At 41.9% G+C, this 20,325-nt stretch carries 18 protein-coding genes and 1 other annotated feature; of the genes, 3 read left to right on the top strand and 15 right to left on the bottom strand.

What is annotated here, in order from left to right:
• Nucleotides 1-121: 121 nt before the first annotated feature.
• From spoIIR to prfA, 3 genes are all read right to left on the bottom strand, one after another.
• Nucleotides 122-841, bottom strand: a complete 720-nt coding sequence (gene spoIIR, locus CRO56_RS01330) for a stage II sporulation protein R (protein ID WP_097156789.1) — start codon at nt 839-841, stop codon at nt 122-124.
• A 168-nt stretch (nt 842-1,009) separates the two neighbouring features.
• Nucleotides 1,010-1,876 carry a peptide chain release factor N(5)-glutamine methyltransferase gene (prmC, locus tag CRO56_RS01325; protein WP_097156788.1) on the bottom strand — a complete coding sequence of 289 codons (867 nt, stop codon included), beginning with the start codon at nt 1,874-1,876 and terminating at the stop codon, nt 1,010-1,012.
• Nucleotides 1,873-2,943 (bottom strand): peptide chain release factor 1, encoded by a 1,071-nt coding sequence (gene prfA / locus CRO56_RS01320; protein WP_097156787.1) that lies wholly within the window; start codon nt 2,941-2,943, stop codon nt 1,873-1,875. The genes prmC and prfA overlap by 4 nt, the downstream gene beginning before the upstream one ends.
• An 853-nt stretch (nt 2,944-3,796) precedes the next feature.
• Nucleotides 3,797-4,026: a binding site (T-box leader), on the top strand.
• 64 nt (nt 4,027-4,090) lie between these two features.
• Between prfA and CRO56_RS01310 the strand changes: the two genes are divergently transcribed.
• On the top strand, nt 4,091-5,245 hold the full coding sequence (locus tag CRO56_RS01310; protein WP_097156786.1) for a pyridoxal-phosphate-dependent aminotransferase family protein: 1,155 nt from the start codon (nt 4,091-4,093) through the stop codon (nt 5,243-5,245).
• Nucleotides 5,246-5,247: 2 nt separating this feature from the next.
• A complete protein-coding gene (serA, locus tag CRO56_RS01305) occupies nt 5,248-6,837 on the top strand; it encodes a phosphoglycerate dehydrogenase (RefSeq protein ID WP_097156785.1) in 1,590 nt (529 codons plus the stop codon).
• Between the two features lie 50 nt (nt 6,838-6,887).
• Here serA and CRO56_RS01300 read toward each other — a convergent pair whose 3' ends face one another.
• The 11 genes from CRO56_RS01300 to CRO56_RS01250 form a co-directional block, all read right to left on the bottom strand.
• Entirely contained in the window at nt 6,888-7,373 is a 486-nt protein-coding gene (locus CRO56_RS01300; RefSeq protein WP_097156784.1) for a GNAT family N-acetyltransferase, read from the bottom strand.
• A gap of 49 nt (nt 7,374-7,422) precedes the next feature.
• A complete protein-coding gene (locus CRO56_RS01295) occupies nt 7,423-8,238 on the bottom strand; it encodes a histidinol-phosphatase (RefSeq protein ID WP_097156783.1) in 816 nt (271 codons plus the stop codon).
• Nucleotides 8,239-8,982: 744 nt separating this feature from the next.
• Nucleotides 8,983-9,435, bottom strand: a complete 453-nt coding sequence (locus tag CRO56_RS01290; RefSeq protein WP_097156782.1) for a hypothetical protein — start codon at nt 9,433-9,435, stop codon at nt 8,983-8,985.
• A 91-nt stretch (nt 9,436-9,526) separates the two neighbouring features.
• Entirely contained in the window at nt 9,527-10,147 is a 621-nt protein-coding gene (locus CRO56_RS01285; RefSeq protein ID WP_097156781.1) for a thymidine kinase, read from the bottom strand.
• A gap of 156 nt (nt 10,148-10,303) precedes the next feature.
• Nucleotides 10,304-10,507: a 50S ribosomal protein L31 gene (rpmE, locus tag CRO56_RS01280; protein WP_097156780.1), complete on the bottom strand. Its 204-nt coding sequence runs from the start codon at nt 10,505-10,507 to the stop codon at nt 10,304-10,306.
• Nucleotides 10,508-10,732: 225 nt separating this feature from the next.
• Nucleotides 10,733-12,013: a transcription termination factor Rho gene (rho, locus tag CRO56_RS01275; RefSeq protein WP_097156779.1), complete on the bottom strand. Its 1,281-nt coding sequence runs from the start codon at nt 12,011-12,013 to the stop codon at nt 10,733-10,735.
• 455 nt (nt 12,014-12,468) lie between these two features.
• Nucleotides 12,469-13,437, bottom strand: a complete 969-nt coding sequence (gene glpX, locus CRO56_RS01270) for a class II fructose-bisphosphatase (RefSeq protein ID WP_097156778.1) — start codon at nt 13,435-13,437, stop codon at nt 12,469-12,471.
• Between the two features lie 341 nt (nt 13,438-13,778).
• Entirely contained in the window at nt 13,779-15,065 is a 1,287-nt protein-coding gene (locus CRO56_RS01265; RefSeq protein ID WP_097157191.1) for a UDP-N-acetylglucosamine 1-carboxyvinyltransferase, read from the bottom strand.
• Nucleotides 15,066-15,290: 225 nt separating this feature from the next.
• Nucleotides 15,291-15,941 (bottom strand): fructose-6-phosphate aldolase, encoded by a 651-nt coding sequence (fsa, locus tag CRO56_RS01260; RefSeq protein ID WP_097156777.1) that lies wholly within the window; start codon nt 15,939-15,941, stop codon nt 15,291-15,293.
• 75 nt (nt 15,942-16,016) lie between these two features.
• Complete coding sequence (locus CRO56_RS01255; protein WP_097156776.1) at nt 16,017-16,874, bottom strand: class II fructose-bisphosphate aldolase; 858 nt, start codon at nt 16,872-16,874, stop codon at nt 16,017-16,019.
• A gap of 260 nt (nt 16,875-17,134) precedes the next feature.
• A complete protein-coding gene (locus CRO56_RS01250; RefSeq protein WP_097156775.1) occupies nt 17,135-17,506 on the bottom strand; it encodes a response regulator in 372 nt (123 codons plus the stop codon).
• 357 nt (nt 17,507-17,863) lie between these two features.
• On the opposite strand from CRO56_RS01250, the gene CRO56_RS01245 reads away from it, so the two are divergent.
• A complete protein-coding gene (locus CRO56_RS01245; RefSeq protein WP_097156774.1) occupies nt 17,864-18,385 on the top strand; it encodes a DUF2529 family protein in 522 nt (173 codons plus the stop codon).
• Nucleotides 18,386-18,439: 54 nt separating this feature from the next.
• On the opposite strand, the gene CRO56_RS01240 is transcribed toward CRO56_RS01245, so the two are convergent.
• A complete protein-coding gene (locus tag CRO56_RS01240; RefSeq protein ID WP_097156773.1) occupies nt 18,440-20,041 on the bottom strand; it encodes a CTP synthase in 1,602 nt (533 codons plus the stop codon).
• Between the last annotated feature and the right edge of the window lie 284 nt (nt 20,042-20,325).

The raw sequence follows: 20,325 nt of genomic DNA, 5'->3' as shown, positions 1-20,325 counted from the left end.
CATATGGATTTAAGAGAGTGATTAGAACCGAAAATTGATAGAATATGAAAAAATCAGGCTGCAAACAAAAGTGAATGTCAGCACACAGAAACATTTTCCGCTGCTGACATTCTATTTGAATCTAAAAAATAGATTTAAAAAAGTCTACTAAAAAGAACCGAAATTCTACCTCTTCCTCTTTTTCCTCGACATAAAGCGGCTCACTGTCCGATTTGCTATCTTTGTCCGCTACTTCCACTGTTTTCACGACATTGGCTTTTTCACTTTCTTCTTCAGCTTTATCCTCATCGGAAGCGGCTTCAACTTTTTTCCCATTTTCCTCAAAACCTGGAGAGGTCGCAATTCCATTTGAAAAATCTACAAAGCATAAAGGCGGGAACAGTACACACCACCAATTAGCACCTGATCCTTCACCGAGGGTAATGAGTACAGCTTCATAGGTGCCAGCCGAGTAAAGAAAATCTCCGTAAAGCTTGGTCGGAAACTGAACCTCCTCAAAGTCTACGTTCACAGAATAATGAAGTCCTTCTTCTTTTAATATTCTTTTTGCAATTTCCTCTATTTTTGGAAGGTTCCCTCTAATTGTATCTCTGGCAGCCTCCAGTGATGTTAGTTCTGAAACCCACACGGTAATTGCCTGATTAACTTCATCTCTTACTTTCCGTTTCACGGCCTGATCTTTTTCACTATCACTATTGGCTAGTATTCTTAAACGAATCGCTTCATTTGGAATAACTAAAGCTTCGTTTGCTGTTACTTCATTTTTAGGAATATATAAAGACAGAACTGTTCCGATTACTAATATTAATAAATATAATCCCGCTAAAATTTTGGCTTTCATTGGATACACCACCCTTTCACTAAGACAGTCTTGACACAGATTTCGAATCTTAAACTATCAAAATGAAAAAAAGTGGTGCAATTTTTAAAGAGTCAGTTTGAAAGATTGATAGTTTTGCCTTAGAAAACAAAAAGAGCATCTGTCCATGGTTAGAACAGATGCGCTTTTTTATCGATTTTCTAAGTAAACCATTCGCTCTTTTTGATTGATATCCAGCACAACGTCAGGAGCATAACGAGCATCTAGCCTTTCGAAAATCTCCGAAACTGCCTTTCCCTGTCCATGCCCGATTTCAAGACCTAAACATCCGGGCTTATTTAATAAGCGAACTGCCTGCGGGATCAGTCTTTGATAAATATCTAAACCTTCCGCGCCAGCGAAGAGAGCAAGGTGAGGTTCGTGATCTTTGACGACGACCGACATCTCCTCAATGTCTCGATCTGGAATGTAAGGCGGATTTGAAACAATCACATCGAACTTTTCGTTATTTTCAAGGAAGGGTACTAACAAATCCCCTTTAACGAAGGAAACCTTAGCATCTAGCCTTTTGCTGTTTTCCTCCGCTACCGCTAAAGCTGTTCCAGAAATATCGACCGCCCAGACGTCCCAATGAGGACGTTCCTTTTTCAAGGTAATCGCAATCGCACCAGACCCTGTACCAATATCGACTGCTTTTAGCGGCTGGTTCGATTGAAAAAGACGGTCTGTGCGCTGTAAAATTCCTTCAATCAGTTCTTCGGTTTCTGGCCTTGGTATCAACACGTTAGAATTGACTAAAAAGGTTCTCCCGTAAAATTCAGCGGATCCCATCAGATATTGAACCGGGATCCCTTTGCCGTGTTCCAGGACAAGCGTTTCAAACTCTCGAAAATCCTCTTCAGACAACGGTTCCCGCAAATGAAAAATCAAATCCGATCTAGACCAATTTTTAATATACTGCAGGAGCCATTCACCAGCGTTGGCGTCTCTTCCTTGTTCTGTTAAAAAAGAAGAAGCCCACGCCAGGGCTTCCATTACCTTCTTTTCTCTGCTCATGCCTCAGCATTCTCCAGCTTTTTCGATTGATCTTCCATAACAAGAGAATCAATCACTTCATCTAGACGGCCTTCTAAAATTTGGTCTAGTTTTTGAATCGTCAACCCAATGCGATGGTCCGTCACCCGGTTTTGCGGGAAATTATAGGTGCGGATCCGCTCAGAGCGGTCTCCGGTACCAACCGCTGATTTTCTTTGCTGGTCGTACTCCGCTTGGGCTTCCTGCTGGAATTTATCATAAATCCGAGCGCGTAAAACTTTCATCGCTTTTTCTTTGTTTTTAATTTGACTCTTTTCATCCTGACAGGAAACCACAATGCCCGTCGGGATATGCGTTAAGCGGACAGCAGACATCGTTGTGTTAACGCTTTGGCCGCCAGGACCGCTGGAAGCGAAGGTATCAACACGGATATCTTTTTCATGAATGTCGACTTCGACTTCCTCAGCTTCCGGCAATACAGCAACAGTGGCTGTTGATGTATGAATCCGTCCGCCAGATTCGGTTTCCGGCACACGCTGAACACGGTGAGCTCCATTTTCATACTTAAGCTTTGAAAAGGCTCCATGTCCATTAATCATGAAGATAATTTCTTTATATCCGCCAACACCGGTTGTACTAGCTTCAATGATTTCAATTTTCCAGCCTTGAGATTCAGCATACCGGCTATACATCCGGTATAGGTCGCCTGCAAATAAAGCAGCCTCGTCCCCGCCGGCAGCCCCTCTAATCTCCATAATAACGTTTTTATCATCATTCGGATCTTTCGGGATTAAGAGAATTTTAAGACGAGCTTCGAGCTCTTCTAATTGTTCCTCGAGCTCCCCTACTTCTTCCTTTACCAATTCTCTCATTTCCGGATCGAGCTTTTCTTCAAGCATCGCTTTTGCATCCGTATATTGTTCTTTAATCTCTTTATATTGACGATAAACCTCTACTGTTTCTTGAATAGAAGATTGTTCTTTTGAATATTCACGCAGCTTTTTCGGATCATTCACGATTTCCGGATCACTTAAAAGCTCGTTTAATCTATCGTAGCGATCTTCAACAGCCTGTAGACGATCAAACACTGTACTCACCTCATATTCTGCATAACATTGTCATTATATTATATTGTGAGTTAAAAGGTCAAAGTGGTTTATATACGAATCATGGCAAGAATGAGCCTTTTTTAAAAAATTGGCTATGAGTTTTCGGGACACGGCAACCGTTAATCGGAACTTGATAACCGGTTTTCGCGAACTCGGTAACCGGTTTTCGGAACTCGGTAACCGGTTTTCGGAACTTTGCAACCAGTTTTCGGAACTTCGCAACCGTTTTTCGGGACTCGGTAACCGTTTTTCGGGACTCGGTAACCGGTTTTCGGAACTTGGTAACCGGTTTTCGGAACTTTGCAACCAGTTTTCGGAACTTCGCAACCGTTTTTCGGGACTCGGTAACCGGTTTTCGGGACTCGGTAACCGGTTTTCGGAACTCGGTACTCGATTTTCGGAACTAATTACACGTACTTAGGGTATCTTCACCTTTTTAACAGAACTCAGAACCCTTTTACAGAACTTAGATGGATTTAACCGGACTCAGCACCTATTTAAGCGAACTCAGCCTTTCTTTTACCGAACTTAGAACCGTTTAACCGAACTCAGATGCCCTATAAACGAACTAAATTTCCTTTTAACGAACTTAGAAACCCTTTAAACGAACTCAGACCCATTTAACCGAACTCGCAGCATTTAACCGATTTGAGTACCCTAATAACGAACTTAGGGCAACCTTTTTACTAGACTTTGGCCGCCTGTTCATAGCACAAATGAAGTGTAAACCATTACACCACCAAGCAAAATTAACCAATATACAAAATTTTAAAAAAGTAATTGACAGTAGCCTTTAGTCTGCTATTATAATTTACATTAGTAAAGCAATAACGCAAATACAGTGAAGAAGACAGGTTCATTGTATCAAGATCTTCTAGAGAGCTGGTGGGTGGTGGAAACCAGTGTTCTTATCAATGAATAGCACTTCGGAGTAAGCAGGCTGAATACATAGTAGGTCTGTTCGGGTCGTTCCCGTTATCAGTTGGAACCTAATGAAGGCTGTTCTTTTTTAGAGCAGCGAAAAAGGGTGGTACCGCGTAAGTTAAACCTTTCGCCCCTTCTAGTTTTAAGGGGTGGAAGGTTTTTTTTAGTTCTATTGTCTTGAATTATGAGAGGAGAATGATTCATGTTAACAGATCATCAGATTTTACGTATTCCAGGACCTACGCCAATCCCTCCTAGTGTTCAGCGGGCTATGAATCTGCCAATGATAGGACACAGAGGTGAAGAAACAAGTGAACTGCTTAAGCGAATTCATCCTAGATTAAAACCGATTTTTGGAACCGAGCAAGAAGTATTGATACTGGCCGGAAGTGGTACGGCTGGTCTAGAAACAGCGGTTGTCAATACAACCCAGGCTGGTGATGAAGTATTGGTTTTGGTTACAGGTTCCTTCGGTGACCGATTTGCGAAGATTTGCGAAACGTATCAGCTTAAAATTCATCGATTAGACGTGCCTTGGGGCGATGCCGTCGATCCGGAGCAAGTAAATGCTTATCTGCAAAATCACCCTTCTATCAAAGTTGTCTTTGCCACCTACTGTGAAACATCAACTGGTGTTTTAAACCCGATTCAAGAAATTGCGAGCGCTATTCAATCCGCTTCAGATGCCTTATTTATTGTTGATGGAGTTTCTTGTATTGGCGGTGTTAAAGCAAAAATGGATGAATGGGGTATCGATATCCTTGTTACCGGTTCACAAAAAGCGTTTATGCTCCCGACTGGCTTGGCATTTGTTGCAGCGAGTGAGCGCGCTTGGAAAGTCATCGAAGAAAATCCGCAGCCGCGTTTTTACTTAGATTTACGGAAATACCGTGATAATCTAGCTAAATATACGACACCTTTTACCCCTGCCTTATCTTTATTATTTGGACTTGAGCAAGCCTTGAACCTCTTAGAAACTGAGGGATTAGAAAACGTTTATAAACGGCACCAGTTAATGATGGAGATGACAAGAGAAGCCTGTCAGGCCTTAGACTTGCCGCTTCTCACTGCAGATGACACCGCGTCACCGACTGTTACAGCCATCTATCCAGAGGATTTTGAAGCAGACCAGCTTCGGAAAGTTTTAAAAACTGAATTTGGCCTGAGCTTTGCGGGCGGACAAAATCACTTAAAGGGTAAAATATTCCGCATTGGCCACATGGGCTATTGTACCCCTGCTGATGTATTACAATTTATTAGCTTATTAGAATTAGGATTGCAGCAAATCGGAGTAAAACGAGATTTCGGCAAAGGTACCATCGCAGCACAGACTATCTATTTGGAACGGAGGAAGTAATCATGACACTGCATATTTTGGTCAGCGATCCATTAAGTGAAGAAGGTCTTCAGCCTTTACGGGAATCGAAAAACATTGAAGTCACTGTCAACACGAGTCTTTCTAAAGAAGATTTAATCGCGTCTATCGGCCGGTACGATGCCTTACTTGTCAGAAGCCAAACACAGGTTACAAGAGAGGTCATCGAAAATGCTGCCAATTTAAAAGTCATCGGCCGGGCTGGTGTTGGCGTTGATAATATTGACCTTGAAGCTACAACTGAACATGGGATTCTCGTTGTCAATGCACCGGATGGAAACACAAATTCAGCTGCAGAGCACACGATTGCAATGTTAATGGCATTAGCCAGAAAAATTCCACAGGCGTTTACTGCGTTAAAAGAGCATCATCGCTGGGACCGTAAATCATTTGTCGGGGTTGAATTAAAAAATAAAACATTAGGCATCGTCGGCCTCGGCCGCATTGGCAGCGAGGTAGCTGCCCGTGCAAAAGGCTTAAGGCTTAATGTCATTGCCTATGATCCGTTTTTAACAGAGGAAAAAGCAGATAAAATGGGGATTGAGTATGGAACGCTCGATGAGGTTTTACAGAAAGGAGATTTTATCACCGTTCATACACCTTTGTTGAAGGAAACAAAACATATTATTAATCGTGACGCCTTTCAAAAAATGAAAGACGGCGTGCAAATCATCAACTGTGCCCGGGGCGGCATTATTGATGAAGAAGCTTTATATGAAGCGATTCTTTCTAAAAAAGTGGCTGGTGCAGCCTTGGACGTGTTTGAAGAAGAGCCTCTGCAAAATTTCAAGCTGCTTGAATTGCCAGAAGTTATTGCTACACCGCATTTAGGAGCCAGCACCGTAGAAGCACAGGAAAATGTAGCAATCGATGTATGTCAGGATGTACTTGAAATCTTAACAGGAGGCTTGGCTAAACACCCTGTCAATCTGCCGTCCCTCCCGCTTGAGGTGATGAAAAAAATTGAGCCATACTTTGTCCTTTCTGAAAAATTGGGCAGCTTTGTTTCCCGTTTAAGTGATGAGGCGATTGAAGAAGTATGTATTTATTATTCTGGTGAATTAGCTGATTTGAATACAGCTCCTCTTACCCGTAATACAGTTAAAGGCATGCTCAAACGTTACCTTGGTGACCATGTCAATGATGTGAATGCCCCTTATCTAGCCAAGAAGAAAGGCATTACGGTAAATGAACATAAAACATCATCCACCAAGGGGTTCACAAATCTATTAACGGTAGAAATTAAAACTAAAACTGGATTGAAAAAAGTCGCTGGAACTTTGCTGAATGGTCTTGGTGCACGAATTGTCAAAGTCGATGATTATAGCGTGGACGTTACACCTGCTGGCCATATGATCCTGATCCGGCATAAAGACCAGCCTGGTGCAATCGGCCGAGTTGGTACCCTGCTTGCTAAATTTGATGTAAACATCGCAACCATGCAAGTGGGCCGTTCCAATGTAGGCGGAGATGCAATCATGATGCTAACCGTCGACCGCCAGGCAGAAGAACATGTTATCTCCCAATTAAAAGAGCTAACGGATATCTTTAATGTCATTGCAATTGATCTTTAATTTTGAATGAAAAAAGCAACGCACTAAGTTTGAAGTGCGTTGCTTCTTTTTTAAAGCGGCAAATGGTATACAAATTGTTCACCTTTTGTACCCATTATGCGATGGCCTTTATCGATAAATCCAGTTTTTAAGTATACCTGTTGTGCGTGTTTGTTGTTAAAATTGACCCCTAAAATGATTTCGTTTTTATCCGGAAAGTTTTCCTTCACAAAGGACGGCAGCAAAGCAAGAGATGCTTTCGCAATGCCTTTCCCCTGGTATTCAGGGTTAATCGAATAGGCTCTTACCAAAATCGCATCTTTATTATCGCTATACAGCTTTACCCCTTCCCAGCCATGAAGGACGAAGAATCCTGAGGGTTTATTCTGATAGAGAATCACGACAGGATGCCGATCATCCTCAATTTTACATTTTTCCAGGGCTTCTAACGGCAAGCCGGTAAAATTTGCTTGGTCTTCAGGCAAATCATATTCTAAATTCTGTTTAAATTCTTCCTGGTAAAAAGTTAGTTTTACTCCATCTTTTTCGATTGTCATCGTCATTCCCCACCTGTCCTGCAGCGCTTGTTTGCCCGGTTTGAACCTATTAACCGAGCCGATAGGTTTCCTTCTTTCTCCCCGTAAATACTTGAATTTCCTCATACCCGACCGAGCGCGCTAGCTTCAGAGATTGCTCATATTCGTAACCGACATGCTTCGGCGCATGGGCATCGGAGCACAGTACAATTCCTACCCCAGCGTCATAGCATTTCTTTAACAGTAACGGGTCCGGATAGATTTCTCCCACTGGTTTGCGCAAGCCAGCCGTACTTATTTCAATACATGTCCCAGACTCGGCAAGTGCCTTCACTGCGCGGTCGTATTGTCTTTCGATAAAGGCTTGGTCACTTGGTTTATATTTAAAAATTTTAATTAAATCAATATGGCCGACAAAGCTAAAAAGCTTCGATTCTGCTAACGTTACAATCTGATCAAAATACTGCTCATATGCTTCAAAAATGTCTCGTTTATCATACTCATTCCGATAAATTTCTAAGTCTATCCCCCAGTCCCCAATCCAGTGAACCGAACCGATTACATAATCGAACGGATTAGAGTTGATGAAGATCTCCATCTCTTTTTCTTTTCCAGGGGTATAGTCCATTTCAATTCCCATTTTGACTTGTAAATCCTGCTTCCTGGCTTCCTCAAAAAGCCGTAAATAATCGTTAAAATCAATCCCGCGCCGATTGTCGATCCAAGGATTGGAGAGGATGTCCTTCGTCTCCCAGAAAAAGTAGGCATGCTCCGATATTCCGAGCTCTTCAATCCCTTTTTCCTTAGCCTTTTCTATGTACTTTTTCAAATAATCGACCGAAAAATCTCCGGTTTCATGCATGTGCACATGGTAATCCGTCAGCATTTTTCTCCCTCTCCTTTTTACACGTTATTCCTTTACACTATTATCACATAAAATTGGATTTTGTTAGCGATGAATATTTGTAATGGAGCGGAGATTTTGAAAATGGGGGCTGGGTTACTTATATATTGGCTCGTTTTTCGTAACGCGGGTGCTTTTTTCGGAACATGGGTACTGTTTTTCGGAACTTAGTACTTGTTTTTCGGGACTCGGGCACTTTTTTCAGAACTCAGTACCCGTTTTTCGGGACTCAGGCACTTTTTTCGGAACTCAGCACTTGTTTTTCGGGACTCGGGGACTTTTTTCAGAGCTCAGCACCCGTTTTTCGGGACTCAGGCACTTTTTTTCGGAACTTAGTACTTGTTTTTCGGGACTCAGGCACTTTTTTTCAGAACTCAGTACCCGTTTTACCGAACTCGGCTCCATTTTACCGAACTCAGCTACCCTATTTCCGAACTCAGTACAGCGTTTACCGAACTCAACTGTATTTATACGAACTCAGAAACCCGATAACCGAACTCTCAGCCGTTTATACGAACTCAGTAAACCCGATAATCGAACTCGCTGCCGTTTAACGGAACTCAGAAATTCAATAAACGAACCGCTGCCGTTTCAACGAATTCACTCCCGATAACCGAACTCAACCTCATTTAACTGAACTCCTACCCTTTAACAGGAATTCATCAACCCTCCACCCAAACAAAAAAGCCACCCCCTCTTTCGTACTAGAGGGACCTGGCTTTTCATTTATCTGCGATCTTCTCTTAATTGAACTTCGATATAATATCGAGGCAAGGCTTTAATTAAGAGCTTATGGAGAGTTGCTTCTTCTCTTCTTCGTTCCTCTTCTGACATGATGCCCTGATGATATGCAGTGACCCACATATCTTGGCCATTGATTGTGATAGGACCTGGCTCATAATCTGTTTCCCTTTCGATTACACCTCTGGCCTGATCCATGTCATCGTCTAAGGTTGGCATGTCATCACTAAGATCAATATAAGAGGTCGGGCTTTGGTTCGTATTGGTCCGATCATCTCTCAAGTCCCGGCCATTCAGGTCATCTGGCCGTTCGGTGCTAAGGCGCGTTCCATAAGAATCGGCTTCTTCAAAGATAGAATCCTTGGCACCACCGGGGCCGCATCCTCCGAGGAGGGACAGACAAAAAAGTGCGGATAGACACCCTGTTACTATTTTCATTATTCTTCTACCTCCCCTAGGATTATCATCTCCTCTAGGGGCAGAAAATATTTTATCCTAAAAAAGGAAAAACCCCTTACAAAAAGGGGTATTATAGTTTTACTTCTTTATTTAGCTGGTGCATCAAAGCATTCGGTTTTCCAGGCACTTCATGGTGATGGCGGCATCTTGGTTCATAGCTTTCTGAGGCTCCGACTTTAATAACGGGATCATCGTACAGAGCTGGTTCACCATTAATGAGGCGCTGAGTTCGGCTCGCTGGTGAGCCGCATACTGAGCAAACCGCATGAAGCTTTGTCACTAACTCTGCAATCGCCATTAATTGCGGCATCGGTCCAAAGGGCTCGCCGCGAAAATCCTGATCAAGGCCAGCTAAAACGACGCGGTGCCCACGATTCGCTAATGTTTGGGCGACTTCTGTCAGGTCAGCATCTAAAAATTGGGCTTCATCGATTGCCACTAGGTCCACATCCGCTGTTACATATCCCAGAATTTCGTGTGAGGTTGAAATGGATGTGGCCTGTACTTGGCTTCCGTTGTGCGATACAACAGCTAAGTCACTATATCTGTTATCAATCACTGGTTTAAAAACGGCAACGGTTTCTTTTGCAAATTGTGCCTTGCGTACCCTCTTAATTAATTCCTCGGATTTCCCTGAAAACATACTCCCACAAATAACCTCAATCCAGCCCGATTGTTTTACTACAAACATAATCCATTGCCGCTCCTTCCAAACCCGTTTCTTCTTTTCTATATGAACACGTTATGTCCCATTATTTGTTTCGTATTATACACTAAAAATTCAATAAACTAACTATGTATAAAGAGAAAAAACAGGCAAGTAAATTGCGCTTGCCTGTTTTGAATGTTATTGCTTAAGGCCGTATTTTTTATTGAATCGATCAACACGTCCATCTGCAGATGCAAATTTTTGACGGCCAGTATAGAATGGATGGCACTCAGAGCAAACCTCTACGCGAATTTCATCCTTCACTGAACCAGTTTCAAATTCGTTACCGCATGCGCATTTAACTAGCGCTTTTTTATATTCTGGATGGATACCTTGTTTCATTCTCTTCCACTCCTTCTACGCCCTGAATCATTTCGAAACAGAGTTTATATAACCATACAGACCTAGATTCAGTCTGCAAACCTTTGAAACAAACTGTTACCATTATAACAAGCGGTCGGTAAGTTTGCAACCCTAGTAAACGGATAATTCTTCATGAGAAAAACCCGTTTTTGTCCGAGAGTCCGCTCATTTCTCAAAGTGAAACAGAAGAACCGTCCCCTTGTTTCACAAAAGGGATTTTTTATTGCCTTGCTTCATTTCTTCGGCCAGCTGTGCGAAAAATTCTTCGTTGGATTTTGTTTGGCGAAGGCGTCTTAGTATTTTTTCTGCGATATCTGGAGAGTCGGACAATGTTTTGCGGATTGCCCATAGTTTGTCTAACTGATCCTTCTCGATGAGCAATTCTTCTTTACGGGTTCCAGACCGGCGAATATCAATGGCTGGGAAGATCCGTCTTTCAGCCAGATGGCGATCTAAGTGGAGCTCCATATTACCGGTTCCTTTAAATTCCTCATAAATGACATCATCCATCCGGGAACCTGTATCCACTAAAGCTGTTGCTAAAATCGTTAAACTTCCGCCCTCTTCAATGTTACGCGCTGCCCCGAAGAAACGCTTGGGACGGTGGAAAGCAGCTGGGTCAATCCCACCGGATAAAGTCCGGCCGCTTGGCGGAATAACCAGGTTATAGGCACGGGCTAAACGAGTAATACTGTCCATTAAAATAATGACATCCCGCTTATGCTCAACCAGACGCATGGCTCTTTCCAATACGAGTTCCGCCACTTTAATATGGTTTTCTGGCACTTCATCAAAGGTAGAACTTACAACATCCCCCGCTACAGATCTTTCAATATCGGTTACTTCCTCTGGGCGTTCATCAATAAGCAAGACAATTAATTCTGCTTCTGGATGGTTCGTAGTTACCGCATTTGCAATTTCTTTAAGTAACATGGTTTTCCCCGCTTTTGGAGGAGCAACAATTAAACCGCGCTGACCAAACCCAACTGGGGCAATTAAATCCATAATCCGTGTAGAAAGGTTACGAGGTGTTGTTTCTAATTTAATTTGGCGGTCAGGATATAAAGGAGTTAATGCTGGAAAGTGGACTCTCTCTTTTGCAGTTTCAGGGTCATCACCGTTGACCATTTCCACATGTAAAAGACCGAAGTACCTTTCATTTTCTTTTGGAGGCCTAACCTTACCTGAAACCTTGTCACCATTTCGCAAATCGAATCGGCGGATTTGTGAAGCTGAGATGTAAATATCCTCAGAGCTTGGTGAATAATTAATCGGCCTTAAGAAACCAAAACCTTCTGATTGAATGATTTCTAAGACACCTTCCATGAAGAAGTACCCTTCTTGCTCGGCTTGTGCTTTTAAGATAGCAAATATTAGTTCCTTTTTCGTAAGCTTGCTATAATATGATATTTTATATTTTTTGGCTAACTCATACAGATCTTTTAACTTCATCGTCTCTAGAGCTGCTATTGTTAATTCTTCCATTACATGCACCACGCTTTTTTTATTAAGTTGTGATAAATAAAATGTACTCCCTCTCCAAAAAGTACTTATCTGCTTTGAAGGCCATTCAGTTTTTTTAATAGGACCTGAAAAAAACGGATGGGCGGAAAGGTGGTTAATTTTTTTGGAGATTCAATTTCGAAGTAATAAGCAGAAACCTTATCTATCGTAGAACGATTCCTTGTATTTGTCAAAGGAAAAAAGTCTATAATGGGAACTCGGACCCTTTTGATCCGAGTTCTTCTTTATTGGCTTTGTTAAACGATCCTGTTGATTTCCGCTACAGGCGCTCGCTTTCCGCGGGCGGTCTGGGAGCCTCCTCGGCGCTCAAGCGCCTGCGGGGTCTCCCTTGACTCGCTTTTCCCACTTTCCACTAGTGGAAATGAGTCTCGCGCCTTCCGCTCAAATCAACAACAAGCTTTAACATAGCCATTTTATTAAGAAGGCTTAATGACAAGGTTTGGTTTTTTCTTTAAACTATGTCTCCCATCGATAAAGCGAACCGTACCGGATTTTGCACGCATAACAACTGAGTGTGTTAAACCGTAAGAACCTTTAAACTGAACGCCTCTTAACAATTCTCCGTCTGTAACACCTGTTGCAGCAAAGATGGCATCGTCTCCTTTTACCAAGTCGTCCATTAACAATACTTTATTTACATCTAACCCCATCTTTTGACAGCGAGCCAATTCTTGATCATTTTGCGGTAATAGTTTCCCTTGGAGTTCCCCGCCTAAGCATTTGAGGGCAACGGCCGCTAAAACGCCTTCTGGTGCTCCGCCTGAACCGAATAAAATATCAACACCCGTATGATCAAATGCAGTATTAATAGCTCCAGCTACGTCTCCATCATTGATAAGTTTTATTCTCGCTCCGGCTTCACGAAGCTCTTTAATAATTTGATCATGGCGCGGACGGTTTAAAACGGTTGCTACTACATCCTCAATGTCTTTATTTTTAGCCTTCGCTACTGCTTTTAAATTGTCCAAAACAGAGGCATTGATATCAATTTGCCCAACTGCCTCTGGGCCAACCGCAATTTTTTCCATATACATATCTGGAGCATGGAGCAAGCAGCCATTATCTGCAATCGCAAGGACAGCTAAGGCATTCCACCCCCCTGATGCGACAATGTTTGTTCCTTCTAGCGGGTCAACTGCTACATCGACTCGAGGACCGTAACCGGTTCCCAATTTTTCGCCAATATATAGCATTGGAGCCTCGTCCATTTCTCCTTCTCCGATTACCACGGTTCCCTTCATTGGGACTGTATCAAAAACGTCTCGCATTGCACTGGTAGCTGCATCATCGGCTTCATCCTTTAGGCCACGCCCCATCCATCGGGCAGAAGCTAAGGCGGCTCCTTCAGTAACACGAACTAATTCCATTGATAAACTGCGTTCCATTTGTCTGTAAGCCCTCCCTCATGGTCGCCTGTATTCATATGCTATTGTATCAGAATTTTTTATCGTTCGGACGAATCTGTTGATTTTAATTTTGAAACAGATCATTTCTAGGGGTTTTTTCGTAAGGTGGGGGCTATCTTCACTCTATTTCTCTGCAATCGCTTTTTAAACCATGTAGTAGCAGGCGTGGAAGTGAGTAGGAAGTAGTACCAGAGAATAACTGTATGTTTTACAGCTATTCTCTGTATCTTTTTTAAGTACTTATTGTAATAGTCCAGGTGGCCCTACTTAAATAGCCGATAAAGGGTTATATTTGCCGTAATAAAGAAAACCTTGCAACATTACTGACTTTTTAGTTGTTCAATTTCCTCTTGCGTCATTTTTTCGCGCCAAACCGTAGCACCTAGCCCATTTAATTTCTCTACTAAATGACTATATCCACGATCAATATGTTCTAAACCTGTTATTTCAGTAATTCCTTCGGCCATCAGGCCAGCAATCACCAATGAGGCTCCGGCTCTTAATTCACTCGCTTTCACTTTGGCTCCCTGAAGCTGAACAGGACCGGTAATAATTGCAGAACGGCCTTCTACTTTTACATTAGCATTCATACGTCTTAATTCATCTATATGCTTAAAACGGGCCGAATAGATCGTATCTGTAACCACACTTGTTCCTTCCGCTAATGTTAACAGACTTGTAAAAGGCTGCTGGAGATCAGTTGGAAAGCCCGGATAAACTAATGTTTTCACATCAACGGCTTTCATTTTTTCTGCCCGTCTGACAAAAATTTGGTCATCACTGGTTTCAACAGTGACTCCCATCTCTCTTAGTTTGGCGATAATAGACTCTAAGTGCAGAGGAATGACATTGTCAATAATCACTCCGTCACCCATCGCTGCCGCTAAAATGAGATATGTACCTGCCTCAATTCGATCAGGAATGATGGTGTGGCGACAACCGTTAAGCTGATCGACTCCTTCAATTCTGATTACATCGGTTCCGGCACCTTTAATTTTTGCGCCCATACTGGTTAATAGGGTTGCTACATCTATAATTTCAGGCTCTTTTGCTGCATTTTCAATAATTGTTTTTCCTTTAGCACGAACAGCCGCGAGCATAATATTAATAGTGGCACCTACACTTACAACGTCCAAATAGATTCTGGCACCGCGAAGCTCTTCAGCTCTCAGGTAAATCGCACCTTGCTCATTTGTTACTTTTGCACCTAATGCTTCAAAGCCTTTAATATGCTGATCAATCGGTCTTGGACCTAAATGGCAGCCCCCTGGCAGACCGATTACCGCTTTTTTAAATCTTCCCAGCATCGCACCCATTAAATAATAGGAGGCTCGAAGCTTTTTCACCTTTCCATTCGGTAACGGCATCGACACCATATTTCTTGGATCCACTGTCATTTCCTGATCTTTTAGCTCAATCTTACCGCCGATTTCTTCTAATAAATCTTTCAGGTTACCCACATCTGAAATCTCAGGCAGACCTTCAATCGTAACAGGTGATTCCGCTAAAATGGTTGCGGGGATTAAAGCAACAGCACTATTTTTTGCTCCACTTATTCTAACTTGCCCTTTTAACGGATAGGCTCCTGCAATTTTTAGCTTTTCCATGATTGACTCCCTTCCCATAGTAGCTTCACGCACGGTTGAAATGTGCAGTGAATCGATCACGCGGCAATCTCCCGTTATCAAGTAAGGAATTACCTAGATCTCATTTAAGTATAGTAACAAAAAATTCCGAACAATCTCTCTCGCTTTTTAGTTTACACAAAAAAGAATCTTAGATGTAGTAGATTCAGATAAAAATAAAAAAATTGTGACTTTAGTCAGAGATTATTACTTTCCGCCAAACGTATCATTCCAGTCCTTTAAAAATGCTTCAATCCCTTTATCAGTAAGCGGATGCTTCATCAGCTGCATGATTACCTTGTAAGGAATTGTAGCAATATCGGCGCCTCTTAAAGCGGCTTCTGTAACATGCTGAGGATGTCTGATAGAAGCAGCGATAATCTTTGTTTCAATGTCATGAGTCCAAAAGATATCATGAATATCAGAGATTAAGTCTAATCCGTTAAAGCCGATATCGTCTAGTCTGCCGATGAATGGAGAAACGTAAGTAGCCCCTGCTCTTGCCGCTAATAATGCCTGGTTAGCACTAAATATAAGGGTGACATTCGTTTTAATGCCCTCTTTTGAAAAAGCATGAACTGCCTTTAACCCTTCAGCGGTCATCGGGACTTTAATCGTAATATTGCCTGCAATCGCAGCCAGTTCTTTCCCTTCTTTTATCATTCCTTCTGCATCTGTGGCAATAACTTCGGCACTTACAGATCCGCTTACGATCTTGGTAATTTCCTTTAAGCGCTCATGAAAGGATACCCCTTCCTTGGCTACAAGAGTTGGGTTGGTTGTTACACCCGCGACAATTCCTAGGTCATTTGCTTCCCTGATTTCCTGAATGTTAGCAGAATCGATAAAAAACTTCATTACTTTCATCCCCTTCCTTCATCATTCTATGAAACGAAACCGCCCTATTTAAGAGGCGGCTTCACTTATGTTCTATTAAGCTTTATTGTTAGAACCAAACTCACGGATTTTTCCTTTTACCGTTTCTTTAATCGCGTCACGCGCAGGTCCTAAATATTTACGTGGATCGTACATTTCTGGTTTTTCTGCAAGAACTTGGCGGACTGTCTTCGCAGAAGCAATTTGATTCTCTGTATTTACATTGATTTTGGCTGTACCCAGCGAGATGGCTCTTTGGATATCCTTTGTCGGAATTCCGGTTCCGCCGTGAAGAACTAGAGGTAACCCTGTTGTATTTCCGATTTCCTCCATTTCTTTAAAGCCAAGGTTTGGTTCGCCTTTATAAGGACCGTGTACAGAACCTAATGCAGGTGCCAGGCAATCAATACCAGTTCGCTTTACTAGCTCTTTACATTCGTTGGGATCTGCATAAATGACGCCGTCAGCAACAACATCGTCTTCTTGTCCGCCAACAGTACCAAGTTCAGCTTCAACAGAAACTCCGTGTATATGTGCTAATTCCACAACCTTAGAGGTAATCGCGACGTTCTCTTCAAAGGGATGATGAGAAGCATCAATCATAACTGATGTAAAACCAGCGTGAATCGCTTTCGCACACATTTCAAAGCTTGAGCCATGATCAAGGTGAATCGCGACAGGAACCGTTATTTTATATTCTTCCATTAAATTTGTGATCATTCCAACCACTGTTTTAAAACCACCCATGTAGCGGGCAGCACCTTCTGATACTCCACAAATAACCGGTGAATTTTCTTCTTGGGCAGCCTGAAGAATCGCTTGAGTAAATTCTAGGTTATTAACATTGAATTGACCTACTGCATATCCCTCGTTTTTTGCCTTAATGAGCATTTCTTTCATAGAAACTAAGGGCATCGTATATCCTCCTTTATATGTACGGATTTCTTCTGCAAAACACCTCTGCATATACCGATGTATACGGCATTCATACTTAAAATAGTATTTCCTATTTCAAGAAGAAATCAACATCTTTATCATAACAAAAAGGAGGAGCTTTGACTATTTTCACAAATCCCGATTGTTGTGGGAAATGGTCAGCTCCTTCTTGATTATGTAATTTCTTATGAAAGTTTATGAATTACATCTATGGTTGGCCAACATTTTTCAAAAAATAATTAACTGGATTTGAGCGGGAGATATTTTCTGACAGCAGAGCGAATATCATCAATATCAAATGGTTTAGCAAAGTGAGTTAGTGCTCCCAAATCCTTTGCCTGCTGAATTAAATCAAGCTCTCCGTATGCAGTCATAATAATGACCCGAATATCCTGATCGATCACTTTCATTCTTTTTAAAATTTCGATTCCATCCATGCCCGGTATTTTCATATCAAGCAGTACTAAATCGGGAGAATGTTTTTTTACGATATCTAATGCCTGTACCCCATTTGCTGCCTGAAAGGTCTGATATCCTTCCTTATTAAATACTTCGTTCAGAAGAATACGAATTCCAAATTGATCATCTACAATTAAAATTTTCTCTTTCATTCTTCCGTCTCTCCTCCCTAATCGTAACTACATCATAAAGCATCAAAAGTTGAAACCAATTACCGGCATTGATATCCGCTAAAATGATTGCTGTAAATTAATGTAATGAATCTCTGTAATCTCCATAGGTTTACTTCTCCTTTTATTCTGCTAATTCCTTCTTTTTTTTCCACAATTTTAATGGTTTAAGGCCAAAATTCGGGAAGAAATCTGGGGCGTGTCAAGCACGTCCCGAGATTTGTCGAAAATACTTTGGGCTGTGACAGGCACAACCCGAGATTTGTCGAATGTTTTGCATGGGTATTTGTAATAGCTTAAGATAGGGGTTAGGAAAAATGTGATTGTGAGGGGTTTGTCATGAATAAGATGTTTACAACTCAGCTAACTGGATTGTTCCAGCGGTTGTCGACAGAGGAAAATGGCTTTTTATTTGAGGATGCGGCCCGGCTGCTGGCCCAGGCTCCGGCTGGACAAGGTTCGATTTATATATATGGAGAACAAGAGCTTAAAGCAGTCACAGCAGAGGCTTTATACGGGGTAGAACCATTACAAACGGCTAAGGAATTAAGTGAACATCAGTTGGATGAGATTACACACGCAGATCGGATTTGGCTTTTCTCACGGTCATCCGAAGATCCTGCTGTCCAAAGATTCATCGCTGCATTTACTAAAGCGGATATTCCGTTTGTGCTGGTCGCTAACAAAGGCACAGACGAAGAAGCCGTACCGGTCGGGAATGTGTTTATCGATTTAAAAGTGGCAAAAGGGTTAATGCCTGATGAAAGCGGAAACCGCTTTGGCTTTCCTACAGGAATTACTGCCCTCTTCATTTACCACCATATCCACTTTCTCATAAGAGAGTTTTTAGAAGAAGAATAACAGAAGGGTCTGCCCCGATTTCATTAATCGGGACAGATCCTTTCCAGTTTTATATTATGAATGCGATTTAATCGATGCCTCGATAAAGTTTCTAAATAAGGCTTGAGGCCGCGTTGGTCTAGATGTGAATTCTGGGTGAAATTGAGATGCTACAAACCATGGGTGATCTTTCAGTTCAATAATTTCAACCAATCTGCCGTCTGGACTTGTGCCGGAAAATACAAATCCTTTATCTTCTAAAGCCTGGCGGAATTCATTATTAAATTCGTAGCGGTGACGATGTCTTTCATAAATGACTTCATCATTATACGCCTTCATAGCTTGTGTGCCTTCGTTAATTTTGCAAGGGTATAAACCAAGCCGTAAAGTACCGCCTAAGTCTTCGATATCCTTTTGTTCCGGAAGCAAATCAATGACCGGGTATGGTGTATCTGGCTGGATTTCGGATGAATGCGCTCCTTTAAGGCCGACTACATTGCGGGCAAATTCGATGCACGCTAATTGCATACCAAGGCAAATTCCAAGGAACGGAACTTTGTTTTCGCGCGCATATCGAATCGCTTCGATTTTCCCGTCAATTCCGCGGTCGCCGAACCCGCCAGGAACAAGAATGCCGTCTACATCTTTTAGTAATTTTTCCACATTGGATTCATCTACATGCTCAGAATTTATCCATTTAATATCAATATCTGCATCAAAGACATAGCCTGCATGCTTAAGGGATTCTACAACAGAAATGTAGGCATCCTGCAATTCTACATATTTTCCGACTAAGCCGATTCTTACCTTCTTCGATAGGTTACGAACTTTTTCAACAAGACCGCGCCACTCCGTCATATCGGCATCCTGGCAAGTAAGTTTCAAATGCTCACAGACGATCGTGTCTAGATTTTGTTTTTGGAGATCTAGCGGAACCTCATAAAGTATCTCAGCATCCCCTGCTTCAATTACGGCTTTGGGATCGATATCACAGAATAAGGCAATTTTATCCTTCATATCTTGAGAAATCGGCATTTCAGTCCGAACCACGATGACATTTGGCTGGATTCCGAGGCTTCTTAGCTCTTTTACACTGTGTTGCGTTGGTTTGGTCTTCATTTCGCCTGCTGCTTTTAAGTAAGGAACAAGTGTACAGTGGATGTACATGACATTATCGCGGCCTACATCACTCTTAATTTGGCGAATCGCTTCTAGGAAAGGAAGAGATTCAATATCGCCAACCGTTCCCCCGATTTCTGTAATAACCACGTCTGCATTGGTTTCTTTTCCCGCACGAAATACACGGTCTTTAATTTCATTGGTGATATGAGGGATTACTTGAACGGTACCGCCTAAGTATTCCCCTCTGCGCTCTTTTTTAATAACTGACGAATAAATTTTCCCTGTCGTCACGTTACTGAATTTGTTTAAGTTAATATCAATAAATCGCTCATAATGTCCTAAATCAAGGTCAGTTTCAGCTCCATCTTCTGTTACAAAAACCTCGCCGTGCTGATAAGGACTCATTGTTCCTGGATCAACATTGATATATGGATCAAATTTTTGAATGGTCACTTGCAGTCCTCGATTTTTCAATAGTCTCCCTAAAGATGCTGCAGTGATCCCTTTCCCTAGAGAAGATACAACTCCTCCAGTTACAAAAATATACTTCGTCACGTAAATCCCCTTCCTTCCAGAGTTCTATTTATTTAAAGTTTTACGTCATTAACAGGGGAAAGGACGGCACACGTCTGATTTTTTGAGAGGACAAATTTTAAAACGGCCCATGTTTTTGCCTATAATTTGAGTGTGTCCAGAACAAGTTCCATCAACTCTTCGCTTCTATTGAATGACGGTTTTGATCAAAAGAAGAAGACTAGATGAGTGCCCATACATAAAATGGTGATACAGCTTTTATTTTGATTCAATGTCCACCATTTACTCCTTATCTCTCATAAAAA

Source organism: Bacillus oleivorans, from assembly GCF_900207585.1.
Lineage (GTDB): Bacteria > Bacillota > Bacilli > Bacillales > JC228 > Bacillus_BF > Bacillus_BF oleivorans.
This window is presented reverse-complemented; position numbering and strand designations above follow the sequence as displayed.

Coding starts and splice junctions, on each gene's coding strand:
- spoIIR (WP_097156789.1), bottom strand. CDS start 841: ATGAAAGCCAAAATTTTAGCGGGATTATATTTATTAATATTAGTAATC.
- prmC (WP_097156788.1), bottom strand. CDS start 1,876: ATGAGCAGAGAAAAGAAGGTAATGGAAGCCCTGGCGTGGGCTTCTTCT.
- CRO56_RS01310 (WP_097156786.1), top strand. CDS start 4,091: ATGTTAACAGATCATCAGATTTTACGTATTCCAGGACCTACGCCAATC.
- serA (WP_097156785.1), top strand. CDS start 5,248: ATGACACTGCATATTTTGGTCAGCGATCCATTAAGTGAAGAAGGTCTT.
- CRO56_RS01300 (WP_097156784.1), bottom strand. CDS start 7,373: ATGACAATCGAAAAAGATGGAGTAAAACTAACTTTTTACCAGGAAGAA.
- CRO56_RS01295 (WP_097156783.1), bottom strand. CDS start 8,238: ATGCTGACGGATTACCATGTGCACATGCATGAAACCGGAGATTTTTCG.
- CRO56_RS01290 (WP_097156782.1), bottom strand. CDS start 9,435: ATGAAAATAGTAACAGGGTGTCTATCCGCACTTTTTTGTCTGTCCCTC.
- CRO56_RS01285 (WP_097156781.1), bottom strand. CDS start 10,147: ATGTTTGTAGTAAAACAATCGGGCTGGATTGAGGTTATTTGTGGGAGT.
- rpmE (WP_097156780.1), bottom strand. CDS start 10,507: ATGAAACAAGGTATCCATCCAGAATATAAAAAAGCGCTAGTTAAATGC.
- rho (WP_097156779.1), bottom strand. CDS start 12,013: ATGGAAGAATTAACAATAGCAGCTCTAGAGACGATGAAGTTAAAAGAT.
- glpX (WP_097156778.1), bottom strand. CDS start 13,437: ATGGAACGCAGTTTATCAATGGAATTAGTTCGTGTTACTGAAGGAGCC.
- CRO56_RS01265 (WP_097157191.1), bottom strand. CDS start 15,065: ATGGAAAAGCTAAAAATTGCAGGAGCCTATCCGTTAAAAGGGCAAGTT.
- fsa (WP_097156777.1), bottom strand. CDS start 15,941: ATGAAGTTTTTTATCGATTCTGCTAACATTCAGGAAATCAGGGAAGCA.
- CRO56_RS01255 (WP_097156776.1), bottom strand. CDS start 16,874: ATGCCCTTAGTTTCTATGAAAGAAATGCTCATTAAGGCAAAAAACGAG.
- CRO56_RS01250 (WP_097156775.1), bottom strand. CDS start 17,506: ATGAAAGAGAAAATTTTAATTGTAGATGATCAATTTGGAATTCGTATT.
- CRO56_RS01245 (WP_097156774.1), top strand. CDS start 17,864: ATGAATAAGATGTTTACAACTCAGCTAACTGGATTGTTCCAGCGGTTG.